A 19330-nucleotide genomic window follows, 5' to 3' on the forward strand; every position below is an offset into this window, starting at 1 on the left:
CCCCGGGGCCTTACGAGTATGGCACCCAGGGAGGTTGTACGGTCGGGCCCTCGGGTCAGTCGCGGCTGAGGAGGTGGCCCCGTGGCTGCGCGAGGTCGATCTCCGCTCCGCGCAGCAGGGTGCGGCGCACCCGGCCCTGGAGCTCGGCCCCGTCGTAGGCGCTCACCGGGTTCCGGTGCGCCAGCTCGCGCACGTCCACCCGGATCGTCTCGTCCGGGGCCACGATCGCGAAGTCCGCGTCGTTGCCCTCCGTGATGGCGCCCTTGCCCCTCAGCCCCGCCACGCGGCTCGGGCCCTCGGCCATCCAGCGCACCACGTCGGGCAGCGTCGCGCCCCGGCGGCGCGCCTCGGTCCACACGGCCGAGAAGCCCACCTGGAGCCCGGACACGCCGCCCCAGGCCGTCCCGAAGTCGCCGGTGTCCAGGTCCTTCAGATCCTCCGTGCTGGGCGAGTGGTCACTGACCACGCAGTCGATCAGCCCGTCCATCAGCGCCCGCCACAGCAGGTCGCGGTTGGCCGAGGACCGGATGGGCGGGCAGCACTTGAACTGCGTGGCCCCCTCCGGAATCGTCTCCGCCGCCAGCGTCAGGTAGTGCGGGCAGGTCTCCACGGTCAGCGGCACACCGTCGGCCCTGGCCTGGGAGATCAGCGGCAGCGCCGACGCGCTGGACAGGTGCAGCACGTGCGCCCGCGTCCCCGTGCGCCGCGCGGTCTCGATCACCAGCGCGATGGCGGCGTGCTCGGCCTCGTCCGGGCGCGAGGCCAGGAAGTCCGCGTAGTCGCGACCGTGCGCGGCCGGCGCCTCGTCCAGTACCCCGGGGTCCTCGGCGTGCACGATGATCTGGCCGCCGAAGGCCCCGATGGCCTCCATCGCGGTCGTCAGCTCCGTGGGCGACAGGTGCCCGAACTCGTCCACGCCGGACGGGGACAGGAACGCCTTGAACCCGAACACGCCCTGCTCGTGCAGGGCCGCGAGCTCCTTGGTCTCCCCCGGCTGGGAGTTCTCCGGGACGGCGCCGCCCCAGAACCCGACGTCGACGCTCACCCGCGCGCGGGCCACCGCGCGTTTGGCGGCCAGCCCCTCCACGGTGGTGGTCGGCGGCACGCTGTTGAGCGGCATGTCCACGAGCGTGGTCACCCCGCCCAGGGCCGCGGCGCGCGTGGCGCTGGCGAAGCCCTCCCACTCAGTGCGGCCGGGCTCGTTGACGTGCACGTGGGAGTCGACCAGTCCGGGCAGCAGGACCTCGTCCTCGGCCAGGACGATCTCTTGGGTCGCGGAGGCGGCCGCGTCGGCGCCCGGCAGGACCGCGACGATCCGTTCGCCGGAGACGGCCACGGTCACCGACCGCTCGCCGTCGGGGGTGACGGCGCGCGCGGCGCGGATGAGGAGGTCGTAGTGGCTCATGCGTTCTCCTGTCCGATGCGTCGGGTGGCCAGCGCCACCAGCGTCGCCGTGTCCGTCCCGGTGCGCCCGGTGATCTCTGTTTCGTCCAGCGCGCCGCAGCGCAACCCGTTGACCAGCGCCGACGCCAGTGCCTGCGCCGTGGCGGGCTCGTCCATCACCCCGCCGGCGACGGACCCGAAGTAGGCCTTGAGCCGGTCGGCCGCGGGTTCGAAGGCCTCCCGGTAGAAGGCGTAGGTGGCCAGGAACCGCATGGGCAGCTGGTGGGGGTGCACGTCCCAGCCCTGGTAGAAGCCGCGTTCCAACGAACGGCGGACCAGTCCGGCGTGCAGGTCCCACGCCTGGTGGACCTGCGTGCGGTCTCCCACGGGCAGGACGTTGCTGCCGCCGTCGGACAGCCACACGCCGGTCCCTGCGGCGGCGACCTGCATGACCGCCTTGGCGTGGTCGGCGACCGGGTGCGCCAGGCTCTGGTAGGCGGCGGTGATCCCGCAGGAGGCGCTGTAGTCGTAGGTGCCGTAGTGCAGGGCGCTCACCCGGCCCTGACCGGCGCGGATCATGTGCGGCACGGCCGCGGTGCCGTCGGGCAGCAGCACCGACTGCGGGGTCTCGATCTGCAGCTCGAAGCGCAACCGCCCCTCGGGCAGGTCGAAGCGCCGCTCCAGGCGCTCGGCCACCCAGACCATCGCCTCGACGTGCTCGACCGAGGTGATCTTGGGCAGGGTGAGCACCAGGTTGTCCGGGAGCGAGCCGTGCCGCTCCAGCAGCGTCCGCAGGAAGAGCGTGAGACTGCGGACGCCGCGGTGCCGCCCGGCGGCCTCCATCCCCTTCATCCGGATGCCGAAGTAGGGGGTGGCTCCGCCCTGGGCGAGGTCGGCGGTGAACGCCTCCGCGACGGCGATCACATGGGCGTCCTCGGCGTCGTCCCCGTGGTCGCCGTACCCGTCCTCCAGGTCGGCCCGCAGGTCCTCGATCGGCTCACGCGCGAGCTTGTCCCGGACGCGGGACAGCAGGTCGTCCAGGTTCGCCTCGCTCATGCCGGCCGTCGCTTCGAGCTCGCCGGGCTTGGGCGCGAACTCGGTGAGCGCCTCCGACGCCCGCCGTCCCCAGTCGGCGGCCAGACCGGCGTGGACGCGGTCGGCGGGAACGTAGACGGTGTGGACCGGCTGACGGGCGGGGTTCGCACCGGGGTAGTCGCGGGCCAGGCGGGCGTCGGCGTCCGCCAGGCGCGCGTCCAGCGCGGCCGTGAGGTCGCCGAGGTCCAGAGGGCTGTCCGATGCCACGTGTTCAGTGTCCTCTCCGTAGGCCGGAGCCCACGCGGTCCTCCGCGGCCGGGCTCCGGATTTCTATATGCGGATACTAACTTCTGCGATTCGGAACAACAAGGGATACTCGGCAGGTAACCCACCCACGGAGCCCGACTTCCCGACACGGCGGCGGCTCCCGCCCCGACATCGAGATGGCGGGAAGTACTTTTCGTATTGCAGAATAGAAGCGATGACTACAGCGGCCCACAACTCGGGAGCATGACCTTTGTCAGACTCACTGCCCCCCATCGACGCCTCGCGCCCGGAGAGCTCCGGCAAGCGCGCCGGCGGCGTGCAGTCCCTCGACCGTGCCTTCTCCCTGCTGGAGATCATGGCCGAGGCAGGCGGTGAGGCCTCGCTCAGCCAGTTGGCCGACGCCTCCGGGCTGCCCCTGCCCACCATCCACCGCATCATCCGCACCCTGGTCGGCAACGGTTACGTGCGCCAGCTGCCCTCCCGGCGCTACGCGCTCGGCCCGCGGCTGATCGGCCTGGGCGACAAGGCCTCACAGATGATGAGCACCTGGGCGCGGCCCCACCTCGCCCAACTGGTGGAGGACCTGGGCGAGACCGCCAACCTCGCCATGCTGGACGGCGACAAGGTCATCTACGTCGCGCAGGTCCCCTCCCCGCACGCCATGCGCATGTTCACCGAGGTCGGCCGCCGCGTCCTGCCGCACTCGGCCGGGGTCGGCAAGGCCCTGCTGTCCCAGCTCACCGACGAGGAGGCGCTGGCCACGGTGCACCGCACCGGGATGCCCGCCGCCACGGACCGGACCATCGTCGACCCGGACGCGTTCGTCGCCGAGCTCCGCCGCATCCGCAAGGACGGCTACGCCATCGACGACGGCGAGCAGGAGATCGGGGTCCGCTGCGTGGCCGTGCCCGTGGACGGCGCTCCCTCGGGCATGGCGGTGTCCGTGTCCGGCCCCGAGGCCCGTGTGAACTGGGATTTCGTCGACCGCGCCGCCCCGATCGTGCAGCGCTGCGCCACCGCCCTGGCCTCCGACCTCAACAACCAGGGCTGACCCGCCACTCCGCATGATCGCGACACCCGGGGACCGACTCAGGCACCCACGAGGTGCGCCCCGCTGGGGTGGACCAGGACGAAACGGCCTACCTCCAACCCCAGGGGGTGAGAGGTAGGCCGTTCAGCCCGCGGAACCACAGGGGTGACTTCCGGCGCCCCGAACGCGCGTCCGGACAAGCCTGCGCCGCAGGCGTCCGTTGAGGGTGGCGGCGGGCGACGGGCGGGACTGCGAGGGCGCCCGAGAACTCAGGTCTGCTGGTCGAATCCCAACTTCCGCAGCTGCTTGGGGTCGCGCTGCCAGTCCTTGGCCACGCGCACCCGCAGGTCCAGGAAGACCCGCTGTCCCAGCAGGGCCTCGATCTGCTTGCGCGCCCGCGACCCCACGTCGCGCAGGCGCGAACCCTTGGAGCCGATCACGATGGCCTTCTGGCTGGGGCGCTCCACGTACAGCGACGCGTAGATGTCCACCAGCTCCTTGCCCGGGCGGGTGTTCTCCCGCTCGTACATCTCGTCCACCACGACCGCGATGGAGTGCGGCAGCTCGTCGCGCACGCCCTCCAGCGCGGCCTCGCGGACCAGCTCCGCCACGAGCATCTCGTCGGGCTCGTCGGTCAGGTCGCCGTCGGGGTACAGCGGCGGCCCCTCGGGCAGGTGCGAGCACAGCACGCCCGTGACCGTGTCCAACTGGAACCCGCTCTGCGCCGAGACCGGGACGATGTCGGCCCAGTCGCCGAGCTCGTCCACGGCCATCAGGTGCTTGCCCACGGCCTCCCTGTCGACCTTGTCGGTCTTGGTGACCAGGGCGACCACCGGGGTGTTCGTCTGCTCCGCCAACTCCTTGGCGATGTAGGTGTCACCCCGGCCGATCGGTTCGTCCGCGGGCAGGCAGAACACGATCACGTCCACCTCGACCAGCGTGGACCGCACCAGCGAGTCCAGCCGCTCCCCCAGCAGGGTGCGCGGCTTGTGCAGGCCCGGCGTGTCCACGATGATCAGCTGCGCCTCCGGGCGGTGGACGATGCCCCGCACCGTGCGCCGCGTGGTCTGGGGCCGGTTGCTGGTGATGGCCACCTTCTGCCCCACCAGCGCGTTCATCAGGGTGGACTTGCCCACGTTGGGGCGGCCGACGAAGCAGGCGAACCCACTGCGGAAGCCCTCCGGAACGGAAGGCATCTCCAGCGGTACGCGCAGCTTCTCCAGGTCGAGGTCGTTCATCGTTCCTACTCAGCGCCGGGTGATGCTCGCGGGCACCCCGTCAGGGGCGGCGATCACCACCACCTGGGTCTTCAGGTCGTCCGCCACCGCGCGGTCGTCCTCGGTCAGTTCCTTGGCCTGGGTGACGACCACCGCGGCCTCCAGGGCGGAGGCCTCACTGGACACGGCGGCGGCCACCGCCGCCTGCAGGGCCGTCAGCGACAGGGACGGCAGCGATACCGTCGTCGCCACGTACGTGCGCCCGGTCTCGTCGCGCACGGCCGCGCCCTCCGGCGCGGCGTTGCGGGCGCGCGAGGCGCGCGCGAGAGTGATGAGCTTGCCGTCCTCGGGGCCGAGCCCCGTCGTGTCCGTCACTGCTCCGTGCTCCTTACGTCGTCGTTCCTGGCCCGGTCGCCGTGGCCGGCGTCCTCGGTCAGGCGCTCCACCAGCACCGTGGTCATCCGGTTGCGGCGGCTGCTCTTGCCCTCCAGGGTCAGTCTGAGACCAGCGTATTCGGCCTGGGCCCCACCGACGGGCACCCGACCCAGCACGAAGGCCACCAGACCGCCCACGGTCTCCACGTCGGCGACGTCGAGCTCCCGGTCGGGGAAGAGCTCGTCGAGCTCCCCCAGCGGCAGGCGGGCTGTGACCCGGACCCGGTCGTCGTCCAGCCAGGACACCGGCGGGATCTCGTGGTCGTACTCGTCGGTGATCTCGCCGACGATCTCCTCCACGATGTCCTCCAGGGTCACCAGGCCCGCGGTGCCCCCGTACTCGTCGATGGCCACCGCGACGTGGTTGCGCTGCTGCTGCATCTCGCGCAGCAGCTCGTCGATGGGCTTGGTGTCGGGGACGTAGGTCGCCGAGCGCATCACGTCCCCCGCGCACAACGGCACCGCAGCGCCGTCCGCGCCGGAGACGGCCGCCCAGCGGTCGCGCAGCCGCTCGACCAGGTCCTTGAGGTAGACGATGCCGACCACGTCGTCCTCGTCCTCGCCCGTCACCGGGATGCGGGAGTACCCGCTGGCCAGGGCCAGCGACAGCACGGCGTCCGCGTCGGCCTCGCGACTGGTGAAGACGATGTCGGGGCGCGGCACCATCACCTCGCGCACGGAGGTGTCGTCGAGCTTGAACACCGAGTGGATCATCTGGCGTTCCTCGGGGTCGATGACGTCCCCCCGCTCGGCGAGGTCGACGAGCCTGCGCAACTCGACCTCCGTGCTGAAGGGGCCCTCGCGGTCGCCCTTCTCACGCGGGGTGAGCCCGCGGCCCGCCCACACCAGCAGCCGCACGAACGGGCTGACCAGGACCTGGAGCGGGTAGACGACGATCGCGCTGGCCATGGCGACCGGGCCCGCGGACTGGCGGCCCAGGATGCGCGGTGCGATCGCGATGAGGACCGACTCGGCGACCACCATGGCCGCCGCGGCCAGCAGCAGGGGCAGCCAACCGAACCCCATCAGGAACACCATGCCCAGGGCCGCGGCCAGCACCGCGCACACCTCGCACACCACGCGCAGGAACAGCAGCGCGTTGAGGTGTCCCGTGGGGTCGGCCGCCACGCGGTCCCAGGCCGAGGCGGCCGACGCGGCGCGTTCGCCCTCGGGCATGCCGACCGACATCACCTTGGTCACGGCGACCTCCGCCGCGACCAGGAAACCCGCCGCGGCGGTCAGGGCCAGGGCGGCCGCGAACGCGGCGAGCCACGCGAGCGGATCGCTCGTGATCGCCACGCCGGTCCACACCGACGGAATCATGCCCGGCTCTCGTCCTCGTCGTTTCCGACGGCCTCACACTCGCGCCAGGCGGCCAGGATCTCGCCCTGGAGACCGAACATCTCCTTGTGCTCGTCCGGCTCGGCGTGGTCGTAGCCCAACAGGTGCAGGATGCCGTGCGTGCACAGCAGGTCGATCTCGTCGGTGGTGCTGTGCCCGGCCGTGTCGGCCTGGCGCTCGGCCACCTGCGGGCAGATGATCACGTCACCGAGCACGCCCGGCTCACTCGTGCGGCCGGGGCCGCCGGGGCGCAGTTCGTCCATGGGGAAGGACAGCACGTCGGTGGGGCCGGGCTCGTCCATCCACCGCACGTGCAGGTCGGTCATGGGGCCCTCGTCCACCAGCACGACGGACAGTTCCGCCAACGGGTGGACACGCATGGCGTCGAGCACGTGCCGGGCCAGCCGGGAGAGCCGCTCCTCGTCCACGGTGGTGACGCCGGACTCGTTGGCGACGTCGATACTCATCTGTTTCGGATGCCTCACTTGGAATCGTCATGGCCGGGTGTCCGGGCCGCCCCGGCACCCGACACCGGTGGGCCCGCACCCGGCGGGCCCACCAGCTCGAACGCTGTACTGGTTCAGTCTGCCCCGTCTTCGGGGTGCCCGGGCCGCGACCGGACCTCGTTCGGGGTGTCGGCGGAACCGCGCCGCGCGTCCTGCCCGCGCCCGCGCGCCCCGTCGGGGCCGCGCCGGACGCCCTGAGCCTCGTCATAGCGGCCGTAGGCGTCGACGATCCTGCCGACCAGCTTGTGCCGGACCACGTCCTCACTGGACAGCCGGCAGAACGCGATGTCGTCGATGTCACGCAGGATCGTCTCGATGGTGCGCAGGCCGCTGGACTGCCCACCGGGGAGGTCGACCTGGGTGACGTCACCGGTCACCACGATCTTGGAGCCGAAGCCGAGCCGGGTGAGGAACATCTTCATCTGCTCGGGCGAGGTGTTCTGGGCCTCGTCCAGGATGATGAAGGAGTCGTTCAGAGTGTTGTGTGTCAGCAGGAAGTCCTCGGTGACGTAGAGCGAGTCCTCCGCGGCCACCTGGATGCACACACACTCCTCGGTTCCCGCCGGTTCGATGCTCTCGATGAACCGCATGGGTCGCCCGCCACCGGATTCACGGTAGGCGTCCCTCTTGCGTCCGAGGCGGAAGGGCTCGACGCCCTCAGGGAGGCGCAGGTCGAGAACATAGGCGTCCTGTCGATGGAACACCTCTCTCCCCCTGGCCCGTCCCGGTGTCCGACCTTCTGCAAGCCGAGTACGGCCGTATGCGACACCGCCGAGGGACCGCACCAGGAACCGTACCGCCGAAGCCAGTCGTGGTGAGGCCGAACCGTACTGGACGCGGCAGGTCCGCCCCTCCTGGGTGACCGGTCCACCGTCCGCGTCCAGAAGCCCCTGTAGTACGGCGAGCCGAACGTCGGCGGTGTTGTACAGGTAGGTCTCCGGCACGAACTTCGTTCCCGAGGTCGTACCGCACAGCCCCAGTTCACGCATGACCGCCGTCACCGGGTTGGCGAGGGTGATCACGTCGCCCGGCTGCGTCTCGCGGTTCAGGATGTAGTCCGGACCGGACTTCCAGTTCACCCGGACGCCGGGCAGGAGACTCTCAAGGCTCTCCACGAGTTCCGGGTCCTCCGTGGCGAAGCTCGGAGTGGTACTGCCTGTGAGACACCCGTCCCCCAGCAGCAGGCCGAGGGCGTAGGGGTCCATCGGAACACTCTGCTCCGGGAACTCGACCGGGCGACTGAGCAGCGGGAGTTCGTACTTCCGGTAGTGGGCCGTTCGAAGGCCGCTCTCCACGATCTCCTTCGCGGTGAGAACCCTGTAGGGCTTGTTCCGCCTCGTGTCGTCCCGCGTACGGACGGACCAGAGGTGATCCTCCGAACAGAGTGTCGAAGCACCGTCCTGCGACGTCACCCGGTAGGTGGCCTTCGGCCCCTGCGGGTAGACGCCCAGCACCGGGGTCGGCTCACCGTTCGAGCCGACGACGAGGTCACCGACCTCCAGTTCACCGATCGGGCGGAAGCCGTCCGGTGTCAGGACGTTGGTGTGGACCGGCTGCGCGCGCCCACGCATGTACGCCAGGGGTGCGACCTCGATGGTCCCGGCCGCCATCAGCTTGGGGATGGAGTCGGGGTCGAGCATGTCGTGGAGGGCGTCGTAGAGGGGCCGCAGGTAGGGGTCGATCTTGTCGTAGAGGGTGCCCGGCAGGAAGCCCAGCCGCTCGCCGGCCTCGACGGCGGGACGGGTGAGGATGATCCGGTTGACTTCCTTGTCCTGGAGCGCCTTGACCGCCTTGGCCATCGCCAGGTACGTCTTGCCCGTACCGGCGGGACCGATACCGAAGACCACCGTGTGCTCGTCGATGGTGTCGACGTAGCGCTTCTGGTTCACCGTCTTGGGGCGGATCGTCTTGCCGCGGTTGGACAGGATGTTGGTCGTCAGCACGTCGGCCGGACGGCCCTGGCCGGGCGTGGTCAACATATGGACCATGCGCTCGATGGTGTCCGGAGTGACGTGGGTGCCGCTCTTGGCGAGTTCGATGAGCTCCTCGACCACGCGGACGACCACCACGGTCTCATCCGGGGCGCCGGTGATGGTGAACTCGTTGCCGCGGACGTGGATATCGCTGTCGAAGGCCCGCTCCAGTGCCCTCAGGAGCTCGTCGCGTGAGCCCAGCAGGCTGATCATCGTGTGCTCGTCCGGCACCACGACCTTGACCTGGATGTCCTGTGGCGACTGCGTGTGCGTTGTCTCGGCCATGGTGTGGCCTTGCGGCCGCTGTCCCTACCCTTCGGTTCCTGACTTCCGGCCTGGGCGGCCGACGCGCTTGGCGAACGGTCGGGGCACCGTCGTGGCGCCCCGTGGCCCTCGACCACCGGTGTCTCGTCGGTCCCACCGGTCGCTCGGGGCCCACGAACCGAGTCTACCAAGGCGGCCACGGCGTCCTCGATCGAATTTTCCGCGCTGTGGACGGCCGCCGAAGGCGCCGGCGCGACACGGGGACCGCCCGGCCGGCGGGCGCGCGAAGGCCCCCGCGACCGTGGCGGCGGGGGCGAGGAGTACGGCCGGACCGCAGGCCCGGGGGCGGCCTAGCCGGGAAGGCGGCCGCGAGCCCGGAATGCCAAAAAACACGGCCTAGCCGGGAGGCCAGTTGAGGCCGCGACCGCCGAGCAGGTGGGCGTGCAGGTGGAACACCGTCTGACCGGCCCCGCTGCCGGTGTTGAACACCAGTCGGTACCCGGTCTCGGCCACACCCTCGGCCTCGGCCACCGCACGGGCCTCGCGCACGACCTCGTCGACCAGGCCGGAGTCGGCCTCGGCGGCCGAGGCCGCGTCGGGCACGTGCTCGCGCGGAATGACCAGGACGTGCGTCGGGGCCTGCGGGTTGATGTCGCGGAACGCCAAAGTGCGCTTCCCCTCGCGGACGATCTCGGCCGGGACCTCCCCCTTCACGATCTTGCAGAAAAGGCAGTCGTCCTGGGCCATCACGCACCTCCGTACGGGGGTCGCGACCGTGTGCGCGGCCGCGTTCTCGGGGCTGTCGACACCCATGATGCCCCAGCCGGCCACCGGCCCGCTCTGGACGCGGCCCGGCCGCCCGCAGGAACAGGGACCGAGGTCCTCCCCTGGGCGCGTCGCGGGCACGGTACTCTTTCCCCCCGTGCGCCGAGTCGCCGACCATGTCCGACACCGGCCGACCTTGTGCGTGTTCGGATTGAAACGCGTGTCTACCTGGAAAAGAAGAGGTATGCCCTTTCGTAAACCCCGCGACAAGGGTGTGCGTCGAACTGATGTGACGACTGAAACCATCGTGGCTGGAGCCGCCACGGCTCCGCTCTCCGTGGAGTGGGACGCCGACCACGCGGTGACGGAGCTCTATCGAGAGCACTACCGTCCGCTGGTCCGGCTCGCCGCGCTCCTGGTGCGCGACCACGCGACCGCGGAAGAGGTCGTCCAGGACGCGTTCGTGGCGATGCACGGCGCGTGGCGCCGCCTTCGCGACCCGAACAAGGCCCTGTCGTATCTGCGCCAGGCCGTGGTCAACAAGGCACGGTCCGTCCTGCGGCACCGAGCGGTCGTCGAGAAGCACGCGCCCAAGGCGCTGCCCGACGCGCCCAGCGCCGAACACGGCGCCATGAACCTGTTGGAGCGTGAGGCGGTGATCCGAGCCCTGCGCAAACTACCCACCCGTCAGCGAGAGGCGATCGTGCTCCGGTACTACGGCGACCTGTCCGAGGCTCAGATCGCGGACGCCATGGGCATCAGCAAGGGCGCGGTGAAGAGTCACACCTCCCGCGGGATCTCCGCGCTGCGCTCTGTTCTGGAGCAGACGACATGAGCAGCCCCACCGACCCCACGAACCCAGAGTTCGAGGACAAGCTCCGGCGGATCCTCGCCTCCGAGGCCGACTCCGTCGCGCCCGGCGCCGAGGCCCTGCAGCTGATCCGCGACCGGACCGAACGCCACCGCGGCACCTCCTGGTTCGGTCTGCCCTGGCTGCGGCCGGCGTTGGCCGTGGCCGGAGCCGGACTGATCGCCGCGTCCGTGATCATGTCGACCCCGCAGGTGCGCGAGCAGGTCCTGGAGATCGTCCCCGCCGGCGCCAACCGCGAGGGCGCACCGCCCGAGGACGACATCGACGGTCCCGGCATCGCGGCGCCGGACCCGACCACGGACTCCGACACCGCGCCCGCCGCGAGCCCGGACGACCCCGCCGAGGAGCCGGCGCCCTCCCCCACCGAGGAGGAGAGCGATCCGCCCGAGGACGGTGTCGGCGCCACGACGACGTGCGCCCCGACCCGCGACGAGACTCCCTCCACCACGTCCACGGACGCCGAGGAGGACTCCGGCGCGGGGTCGTCCGAGGACCCGCGGGAGTGCGACCCCACCGACGATCCCAGCCAGGGCGGCGGTGAGGAGCCCGGAACCGACCCCGGCACCGACCCGGACCCCGGTGGTGAGGAGCCGAGCCCCGACGACGGGTCGACCGGCGGCGGTGACGGCGGTTCGACGCCCTCCAGCGGCGAGAGCAGCACCAAGAGCACGGAGGAGTGACCAAGGGCGGCCACGCGCCGCCGGCCGCTCACACGACGACGCCCACGGGATCCGGTCCCGTGGGCGTCGTCGTTCGTGTGCGGTGGGTCCGTACCTCGACCGGGTCGGGCCCTCTACCAGCGGCCGGACCGCGCCTGCAGGATCGCCAGCGCGGCCACCCCCGCGGTCGAGGTGCGCAGGACGCTCGGGCCGAGCAGGGCCGCCTCCGCGCCGGCGTCGGTGAAGGCGGCGAGCTCGGCGTCGGAGAACCCGCCCTCGGGCCCCACGACCAGGACCACGCCGCCTCCGTCGTCGGACGCGCGGTCGCCGTCGGGGACGGCGACGGCGCTCAGCCCGACGGTCGCGTCCTCGTGCAGGACCAGGGCCAGGTCGGCCCCGGACAGCAGAGCCGCCACCTCGTCGCGGCCGGCGAGCTCGCTCACCTCGGGCAGACGCCCCCGCCGGGCCTGCTTGGCCGCCTCGCGGGCGGTGGCCCGCCACTTGGCCAGTGACTTGGCCGCGCGGTCGCCCTTCCACCGGGTGACACAGCGCTCGGCCGCCCAGGGGACGATCACGTCGACGCCGACCTCGGTCATCATCTCCACGGCCAGTTCGCCGCGGTCGCCCTTGGGCAGCGCCTGCACGACCGTCAGCCGTGGCCGGGGCGCCGGCTCGTGCCAGCGCTCCCCGACCTCGCACACCACGCCGTCCTTGCCGACCTCGACGACCGTGCAGCGAGCACGCTCGCCACGGCCGTCGGAGAGGTCGACGGTCTCACCGGCCCGGATGCGCCGCACCACGGCGGCGTGGCGCCCCTCGGCGCCGGTGAGGACCACCCGTGCGGCGGCCAGGTCGGCGGTGTCGTCGACCAGGAAGACCGGAGGGGTCACTTGGCACCGAAGGCGTCACGGAGCTTGGCGAACAGGCCGCCGTGTCCGGGACTGAACCGGCCGGGGTTCTGGTCCTCCCCGCGCAGTTCGGCGAACTTGCGCAGCAGGGCCTCCTGCTCCTCGTCCAGCTTGCCCGGGGTCTCCACGTCCACGCGGATGCGCAGGTCGCCCCGGCCGCCGCCGTCGAGGTGGTTCACGCCCTTGTTGGGCAGCGTGATGACGTGGCCGGAGTTGGTCCCCGGGCGCAGGTCGATGTTCTCCGTGCCGTCCAGGGTGTCGAACGCGAACGAGGCGCCCAGCGCGGCGGCGGTCATGGGCACGGTGACCGTGCAGTGCAGGTCGTCCCCGCGCCGCTCGAAGGTCGGGTGCGCCTTCTGGATGATCTCCAGGATGATGTCGCCGCGCGGGCCGCCGTTGGGGCCGACCTCGCCCTCGCCCGCGAGCTGGATCCGGGTGCCGTCGTCCACGCCCGCGGGGATCTTCACCGTGCGGGTGACCTTCTCGCGCACCCGGCCCTCGCCGGCGCAGTCGCCGCAGGGGTTGGTGATGACCGTGCCCTGGCCGGAGCACTGCGGGCAGGGGCGCGAGGTCATGACCTGGCCGAGGAACGAGCGGGTGACCTGGGAGACCTCTCCCTGGCCGTGGCACATCTCGCACGTGGTGCGGTGCGACCCGGCCGCCGTTCCCTCGCCCTGGCACGTCTCGCACAGGATGGCGGTGGGGAACGTGATGTCCTTGCTCACGCCGAACGCCGTCTCGGCGAGGTCGAGCTCGATGCGGATCTTGATGCTGCGTCCGCGCCGGACCCGCTCGCGCGGGGACCGCCCGCCGGGCTGGCCGCCGCCGAAGAACGCGTTCATGATGTCGTCGAAGGCGAAACCTTGGGCGCCGCCGAATCCACCCGCGCCGCCACCGCCGCCGCCTGGAGCGAAGGGGTCGTGACCCATGTCGAACATCCGACGCTTGTTCTCGTCGGAGAGGACCTCGTAGGCCTGGGTCACTTCCTTGAAGCGCTCCTGCGTGGCGGGGTCCGGGTTGATGTCCGGGTGGAGCTCGCGCGCGAGCCTCCGGTACGCCTTCTTGATCTCGTCCTTGGACGCGTCGCGACGCACCCCGAGAACCTGGTAATAGTCTCTGGCCACTGAGTTACTGTCCTGCCAAAATCTGTCCGACATACCGAGCCACCGCGCGTACCGCTCCCATCGTCCCTGGGTAGTCCATCCGGGTCGGACCCACCACACCGATCTTGGCCAGCGACTGGTTTCCCACGCCGTAGTCGGCCGACACGATGGAGGCGGTCCGCAGACCCTCGTGGAGGTTCTCCTCGCCGATGCGCACTGTGAGCATCGACGGATCCTTCGCCTCACCCAGCAAACGGATGAGGACCATGTTCTCTTCCAACGCCTCGAGAACCTCGCGCAGACTCGCGGCGAAGTCCACGGCGGCGAGGTTGGCCGTCCCCGCGAGGACGATCTTCTCCTCGTGCCGTTCGACGAGGCTGTCCAGCAGGACCGATAGGACCGCCACGGCGACGCGCCGGTGTCCGGGATCGACCTGCGCGGGCAGGTCCTCGACCGCGTCGGGCACGTCGGCCAGGTGGAGGCCGGCGATGGCCCGGTTGAGCATCTCCCGCAGGTCGGCGACGACCGACGGGTCCACGTCTCCGAGCCCGTCGATGACGCGCTGCTCGACCCGGCCCGTGTTGGTGATCACGACCATCATGATCCGTCGTCCCCCCAGGGGGACCAGCTCCACGTGCTGCACGGAGGAGCGGGTCAGCGACGGGTACTGCACGATCGCGACCTGACGGGTCAGCTGGGCCAGCAGCCGCACGGTCCGTGCGACGATCTCGTCCAGGTCGACCGCCCCGGTGAGGAAGGACTCGATGGCCCTGCGCTCGGCGACCGAGAGCGGTTTGACCGACGACAGGCGATCGACGAAGAGCCGGTAGCCCTTGTCCGTGGGGACCCGGCCGGCACTGGTGTGCGGCTGGGTGATGTATCCGTCCTCTTCGAGGGCGACCATGTCATTGCGGATGGTCGCCGGGGAGACCCCGAGCGGGTGCCGGTCCGCCAGTGCGCGCGAACCCACCGGTTCGTTGGTGTTGACGAAGTCCTCGACGACGGCACGCAGGACCGCGAGCTTGCGCTCATCCAGCAACTCGCCACCTCCTGGCACTCCATGGTCCTCAGTGCTAATTCTATGCGCGGGCGCAAACCCCGTTGGCTACCAAGCGGTAGGAACGCGGTGTCCCCACTAGACTGCACGACCGTGGCTACCAAGGGAACCGGCCGCTACGGCCGCGACGTGCTGGCGGGTGACTGGCGACGGCCCAGGAAGGGCGCTGTGCCGGACGTGCCGCTCAGCCGCGATCTGGTCGTGGAGGACGCCGACGAGACATTCTGCGGTGCCGTCGTCGGTTGGGACAAGGCGACCGTGACCCTGGAGGACCGCGACGGGCGGCGCCGGGTGTTCGACCTCGGCCCGGCCGCGTTCCTGATCGACGGCGCCCCGGCCACGCTGGTCCGGCCCGCCGCGCCCGCGCGCGGGCCGCTGCGCAGCGCCTCCGGCTCGGTCGCGGTGCCGGGCGTGCGGGCGCGCACGGCCCGGGAGAGCCGGATCTACGTCGAGGGCCTGCACGACGCCCAGCTCGTGGAGCGGGTCTGGGGCCACGACCTGCGCGTGGAGGGCGTGGCCGTGGAGTTCCTGGAGGGTGTGGACGACCTGCCCGCGATCGTGGCGGATTTCTCACCCGGTCCGGGCCGGCGCCTCGGCGTCCTCGTGGACCACCTGGTCCCCGGCTCCAAGGAGTCGCGCATCGCCGCCCAGGTGCGGAGCGAGCACGTCCTGGTGGCCGGGCACCCCTACGTCGACGTGTGGCAGGCGGTCCGCCCGACCGCCCTGGGGATCGACCGCTGGCCCGAGGTGCCGCGCGGCCGCCCCTGGAAGGAGGGCATCGTCAGCGGTCTGGGCTGGCGGATGGAGACCGGTGAGGCCTGGCAGCGGATCCTGAACTCCGTGCGCAGCTACGCCGACCTGGAGCCCTCGCTCCTGGGGCGCGTGGAGGAGCTGATCGACTTCGTCACCGGGCCGCACCCGGACGAGTGAGGGGCGGGACCCGGCCGCGCCGCGCGGCCGCTACTTCGCGGTGCGAGGTGTACAGGATCTAGGATTCGGGCAGGCGACGGTTTCGGAGTCCGGCATCCGACGGCCGTGGTCGCCACCTTTCGGCCTGCGCGGTCGTCGGTACTGCCGGGAAGTACAGAAGCCGCCCCACACCAGCGGAGCCAAGGAAGAGCATGAGCGAGAACCCGACCAACCCCCCTGCCCCGGAAGATCCCGAGGAGGGCCGGCCCCAGCAGTACGGGCAGGCCGACCCTGGGCAGCAGCCGTCGGGTGGACAGTCGCCGTACGCTCCGCAGCCCGGCTACGGGCAGCAGCCGACCGGCGGACAACCCGCCTACGGGCAGCCGGACTACGGCCAGCAGCAGGGCTACGGGCAACAGCCCCAGCAGCCCTCGGGCGAGCAGCCGTCCTCTGCTCCACCGCCGGAGCACGGGCAGCAGCAGGGGTACGGGCAGCACTACCAGCAGCCCCAGCAGGGGTACGGGCAGCCGCCGACCGGCGGACAACCCGCCTACGGGCAGCCCGCCTACGACCAGCAGCAGGGTTACGGCCAGCAGCCCCAGCCCGGCTACGCGCCCCAGCAGCCCTACGGCCAGCCGCAGGAGCAGCAGGGCTACGCGCAGCAACAGCCCCACCAGCCCTCCGGCGAACAGTCCCCGTACACGCCGCAGCCCGACTACGGTCAGCAGCCCTCCGGCGGACAACCCGCCTACGGACAGCAGCCGGGATACGAACAGCAGTACCAGCAGCCCTATGGGCAGCCGCGGCCCCAGCAGGGGTACGGGCAGCAGCCGACCGGCGGTCAGCCCGCCTACGACCAGCAGCAGGGTTACGGCCAGCAGCCCCAGCCCGGCTACGCGCCCCAGCAGCCCTACGGCCAGCCGCAGGAGCAGCAGGGCTACGCGCAGCAACAGCCCCACCAGCCCTCCGGCGAACAGTCCCCGTACACGCCGCAGCCGGGCTACGGCGGGCAGCCCGCGTTCGCACCACCGCCGCAGCAGCCGACCGGCGGGCAACTCGCCTACGGCGCGCCGCAGGCGGCCCAGACCCCGTACGGGCAGCAGCCCTACGGTCAACCACAGCAACAGCCCCAGTACCCGGCTGAACAGGCCGCCCCCCAGGGCGGCGGCGACAACGACTCGCTCGTGGCGATGCTCGCCCACCTGTCGGGTTTCATCATCGCGTGCCTCGGTTGGATCCCGCCCCTGGCGATCTACTTCGCCAAGCGCCACCAGTCGCCCTTCGTGCGTCACCACGCCTCGGAGGCGGCCAACTTCCAGATCACCCTGCTGCTCGGCTACATCTTCGCCTGGGTGATCCTCATCGTGCTGGGCATCACCTTCCCAGCGCTGTCGTGGATCGGGTCCCTGCTCGTCGGCCTGGTCTGGATCGTCTCGATCGTGTTCGGCGTCATGGGCGCCAACAGCGCGAACAAGGGCACGTCGTACCGCTACCCGCTGAGCATCCGCCTGCTGAAGTAAGACGGCACCCCCCGACCACACTCTTCGCGAAGGAATCACATGTCCTATCCGCACACGCCACCACCGGAGGACCCCTACGGCCAGGGCCACCCCGGCCACCAGGAGGGCACCGGGGGCTACACCCCGCCGTCCGGCCCCGCCGGCGGCGGCTACCCCGCCCCGGGCCAGCCCGGCTATCCCCAGCAGGGCGGTTACCCGCCGCCGCCCGGGCAGTCCGGCGGCTACCCCGCGCCGGGCCAGCCCGGTGGATACCCCCCGCCCCCCGGCCCGGGGTACGGCGAGCAGCCGGGCGGATACCCGCCGCCCGGGCAGCCCGGATACGGGGGCCAGCCGGGCTACGGCGGTCAGCCCGGGTACGGCGGTCAGCAGGGCTACGGCGGCCAGCCCAGCCCGGACGAGAAGCAGATGGCGTTCTTCGCCCACCTGGGCGGCGGCATCCTCGGCTTCCTCGTCCCGCTGATCATCTGGCTCGTCAAGAAGGACGAGTCCCCGTTCGTCCGTCAGCAGGCGGTCACCGCCCTGAACTTCCAGCTGGTCGTGCTGGTGGTCTACGTGATCGTGAGCGCGGTCGGAATGATCCCCTTCATCGGGCTCATCAGCATCCTCGCCTGGCCCGCCGCCTGGATCTTCTCCATCGTCATGGGCGTCCAGGGCGGGCAGGCCGCCAACCGGGGCGAGCTGTTCAAGTACCCGATCAGCGTCGACTGGGTGAAGTAGCCGGCCGGCGCCTCCAGCGCCGCGACCAGGCATGAAGGGGCTCGGCGACTACGCCGGGCCCCTTCGTCGTCCCCCGCCGTCGGGCGGCCGGCACCTCAGGTGAGGTCGCGGACCACCGCGTCGGCGAGCAGGCGTCCGCGACGGGTGAGGACGGCCCGCCCGCGGGCGTGCGCCCCGGCGTCCAACAGGCCCTCGGCCACCGCGCGCGCCGCCGCCGCGCGCCCGTGCGGCTCCAGCAGCTCCAGCGGGCAGCCCTCGTCGATCCGCAGCTCCAGCAGGACCCGCTCGAAGCGCCGCTCCTGCTGCGTGAGGACCTCGCGGGCCTGCCCCGGGCTCGACCCCGCGGCCAGCCGGGCGGCGTAGGCGGCCGGGTGCTTGACGTTCCACCACCGGGTGCCGCCGACGTGGCCGTGCGCCCCGGGGCCCACGCCCCACCAGTGGCCGCCGGTCCAGTACAGGAGGTTGTGGGCGCTGCGCCCCTCGGGCGTGCGGGACCAGTTGGAGACCTCGTAGGGGGTGTACCCGGCCGCCGCCAGGGCCTCGTCGGCCATCACGTAGCGGTCGGCCATCGCGTCGTCGTCGGGTTCGGTGAGTTCACCGCGCCGGACGCGGTTCGCCAGCCGGGTGCCCTCCTCGACGATCAGCGAGTAGGCGGAGACGTGGTCGGGGCCGGCGGAGACGGCGGCGGCCAGGGACGCCGCCCAGTCGTCGTCGCTCTCGCCCGGCGTGCCGTAGATGAGGTCGAGGTTGACGTGCTCGAAGCCCGCCTGCCTGGCCCATTCCACGCACTGCTCGGGCCGCCCGGGGGTGTGCCCCCGCTCCAGGATCCGCAGGACGTGCGGACGGGCGCTCTGCATCCCGAACGAGACACGGGTGAAGCCGGCCTCGCGCAGGCGGGCGAGGTAGTCGGGGTCCACGGTCTCGGGGTTGGCCTCGGTGGTCACCTCGGCGTCGGGGGTCAGGCCGAAGCGCTCGCGCACGGCCGCGACGAGGCGTCCCAGGTCCTCGGCGGACAGCAGGGTGGGCGTGCCCCCGCCGACGAACACCGTGCTGACCGCGGGCCGGTCCCCGGACAGGACCCGGTCGGCCAGCTCGATCTCGGCGATCGCCTGGTCGGCGTAGGTCTCCCGCGAGGCCGTGGCGGTGCCGTCGCGGGAGACGAGCTCGTCGGCGGTGTAGGTGTTGAAGTCGCAGTAGCCGCAACGGGTGACGCAGAAGGGCACGTGGAGGTAGAACCCGAGTGGCCGCGCGGCCAACTCCGCCAGGGAGTGCTCGGGCAGGTCCCCTGTGCGCGGAACGGGATCGCCGTCGAGGGCAACGGAAGGCATGCCTCCAGTGTCGCCGACGCGGCGGCGTGCCCTGGTCGGAGCC

Annotated in this window: 17 protein-coding genes and 3 pseudogenes; 6 read left to right on the forward strand and 14 right to left on the reverse strand. The window is 71.6% G+C overall.

What is annotated here, in order from left to right; translation table 11 throughout:
- Positions 1-55: 55 nt before the first annotated feature.
- Both allB and DFP74_RS29070 read right to left on the reverse strand, forming a co-directional pair.
- Positions 56-1405, reverse strand: a complete 1350-nt coding sequence (gene allB, locus DFP74_RS29065; protein ID WP_121186622.1) for an allantoinase AllB — start codon at positions 1403-1405, stop codon at positions 56-58.
- On the reverse strand, positions 1402-2685 hold the full coding sequence (locus DFP74_RS29070; RefSeq protein ID WP_121186624.1) for a DUF6986 family protein: 1284 nt from the start codon (positions 2683-2685) through the stop codon (positions 1402-1404). Before DFP74_RS29070 ends, allB begins: the two co-directional genes overlap by 4 nt.
- A 316-nt stretch (positions 2686-3001) precedes the next feature.
- Here DFP74_RS29070 and DFP74_RS29075 point away from each other — a divergent pair, with 316 nt between their 5' ends.
- Positions 3002-3736, forward strand: a complete 735-nt coding sequence (locus DFP74_RS29075; RefSeq protein WP_121188600.1) for an IclR family transcriptional regulator — start codon at positions 3002-3004, stop codon at positions 3734-3736.
- Positions 3737-3984: 248 nt separating this feature from the next.
- Here the strand turns inward: DFP74_RS29075 and era are convergent, their stop codons facing one another.
- From era to DFP74_RS29105, 8 genes and pseudogenes are all read right to left on the reverse strand, one after another.
- Positions 3985-4953 (reverse strand): GTPase Era, encoded by a 969-nt coding sequence (gene era, locus DFP74_RS29080; RefSeq protein ID WP_121186626.1) that lies wholly within the window; start codon positions 4951-4953, stop codon positions 3985-3987.
- A gap of 9 nt (positions 4954-4962) precedes the next feature.
- Positions 4963-5307, reverse strand: coding sequence for a cytidine deaminase (locus DFP74_RS29085; protein ID WP_121186628.1), 345 nt, complete (start codon positions 5305-5307; stop codon positions 4963-4965).
- On the reverse strand, positions 5304-6689 hold the full coding sequence (locus tag DFP74_RS29090; RefSeq protein ID WP_121186630.1) for a hemolysin family protein: 1386 nt from the start codon (positions 6687-6689) through the stop codon (positions 5304-5306). Before DFP74_RS29090 ends, DFP74_RS29085 begins: the two co-directional genes overlap by 4 nt.
- The gene (ybeY, locus tag DFP74_RS29095) at positions 6686-7174 is read right to left on the reverse strand and encodes an rRNA maturation RNase YbeY (RefSeq protein ID WP_121186632.1); all 489 of its coding nucleotides are present in this window, start codon (positions 7172-7174) and stop codon (positions 6686-6688) included. Before ybeY ends, DFP74_RS29090 begins: the two co-directional genes overlap by 4 nt.
- A gap of 113 nt (positions 7175-7287) precedes the next feature.
- Positions 7288-7692: pseudogene (locus DFP74_RS34760) on the reverse strand (PhoH family protein); the annotation flags it as partial.
- 267 nt (positions 7693-7959) lie between these two features.
- Positions 7960-8784, reverse strand: a pseudogene (locus DFP74_RS34765) (LAGLIDADG family homing endonuclease); the annotation flags it as partial.
- Positions 8773-9471, reverse strand: a pseudogene (locus tag DFP74_RS35270) (PhoH family protein); the annotation flags it as partial. The pseudogenes DFP74_RS34765 and DFP74_RS35270, both read right to left, overlap by 12 nt.
- Before the next feature lie 375 nt (positions 9472-9846).
- The gene (locus DFP74_RS29105) at positions 9847-10197 is read right to left on the reverse strand and encodes a histidine triad nucleotide-binding protein (RefSeq protein ID WP_121188601.1); all 351 of its coding nucleotides are present in this window, start codon (positions 10195-10197) and stop codon (positions 9847-9849) included.
- Between the two features lie 322 nt (positions 10198-10519).
- On the opposite strand from DFP74_RS29105, the gene DFP74_RS29110 reads away from it, so the two are divergent.
- Positions 10520-11050, forward strand: a complete 531-nt coding sequence (locus DFP74_RS29110) for a SigE family RNA polymerase sigma factor (protein WP_121188602.1) — start codon at positions 10520-10522, stop codon at positions 11048-11050.
- Positions 11047-11766, forward strand: coding sequence for a hypothetical protein (locus DFP74_RS29115; RefSeq protein WP_199725812.1), 720 nt, complete (start codon positions 11047-11049; stop codon positions 11764-11766). Before DFP74_RS29110 ends, DFP74_RS29115 begins: the two co-directional genes overlap by 4 nt.
- Before the next feature lie 113 nt (positions 11767-11879).
- On the opposite strand, the gene DFP74_RS29120 is transcribed toward DFP74_RS29115, so the two are convergent.
- Genes DFP74_RS29120 through hrcA form a run of 3 tightly spaced genes read right to left on the reverse strand, consistent with a single transcriptional unit; the run spans position 11880 to position 14795 of the window.
- Positions 11880-12635: a 16S rRNA (uracil(1498)-N(3))-methyltransferase gene (locus DFP74_RS29120; protein WP_121186636.1), complete on the reverse strand. Its 756-nt coding sequence runs from the start codon at positions 12633-12635 to the stop codon at positions 11880-11882.
- A complete protein-coding gene (gene dnaJ / locus DFP74_RS29125) occupies positions 12632-13777 on the reverse strand; it encodes a molecular chaperone DnaJ (protein ID WP_121186638.1) in 1146 nt (381 codons plus the stop codon). Before dnaJ ends, DFP74_RS29120 begins: the two co-directional genes overlap by 4 nt.
- A gap of 4 nt (positions 13778-13781) precedes the next feature.
- Positions 13782-14795 carry a heat-inducible transcriptional repressor HrcA gene (gene hrcA / locus DFP74_RS29130; protein ID WP_121186640.1) on the reverse strand — a complete coding sequence of 338 codons (1014 nt, stop codon included), beginning with the start codon at positions 14793-14795 and terminating at the stop codon, positions 13782-13784.
- A gap of 111 nt (positions 14796-14906) precedes the next feature.
- On the opposite strand from hrcA, the gene DFP74_RS29135 reads away from it, so the two are divergent.
- From DFP74_RS29135 to DFP74_RS29145, 3 genes are all read left to right on the forward strand, one after another.
- On the forward strand, positions 14907-15743 hold the full coding sequence (locus DFP74_RS29135) for a DUF3097 domain-containing protein (protein ID WP_121186642.1): 837 nt from the start codon (positions 14907-14909) through the stop codon (positions 15741-15743).
- Between the two features lie 191 nt (positions 15744-15934).
- Positions 15935-17242: a DUF4870 domain-containing protein gene (locus tag DFP74_RS34770; protein WP_233571206.1), complete on the forward strand. Its 1308-nt coding sequence runs from the start codon at positions 15935-15937 to the stop codon at positions 17240-17242.
- A 39-nt stretch (positions 17243-17281) separates the two neighbouring features.
- Positions 17282-17959: a DUF4870 domain-containing protein gene (locus DFP74_RS29145; RefSeq protein WP_121186644.1), complete on the forward strand. Its 678-nt coding sequence runs from the start codon at positions 17282-17284 to the stop codon at positions 17957-17959.
- Between the two features lie 95 nt (positions 17960-18054).
- On the opposite strand, the gene hemW is transcribed toward DFP74_RS29145, so the two are convergent.
- On the reverse strand, positions 18055-19287 hold the full coding sequence (gene hemW, locus DFP74_RS29150; RefSeq protein WP_121186646.1) for a radical SAM family heme chaperone HemW: 1233 nt from the start codon (positions 19285-19287) through the stop codon (positions 18055-18057).
- Positions 19288-19330 lie beyond the last annotated feature (43 nt).

Origin of the sequence: Nocardiopsis sp. Huas11 (assembly GCF_003634495.1) — a bacterium.
Lineage (GTDB): Bacteria > Actinomycetota > Actinomycetes > Streptosporangiales > Streptosporangiaceae > Nocardiopsis.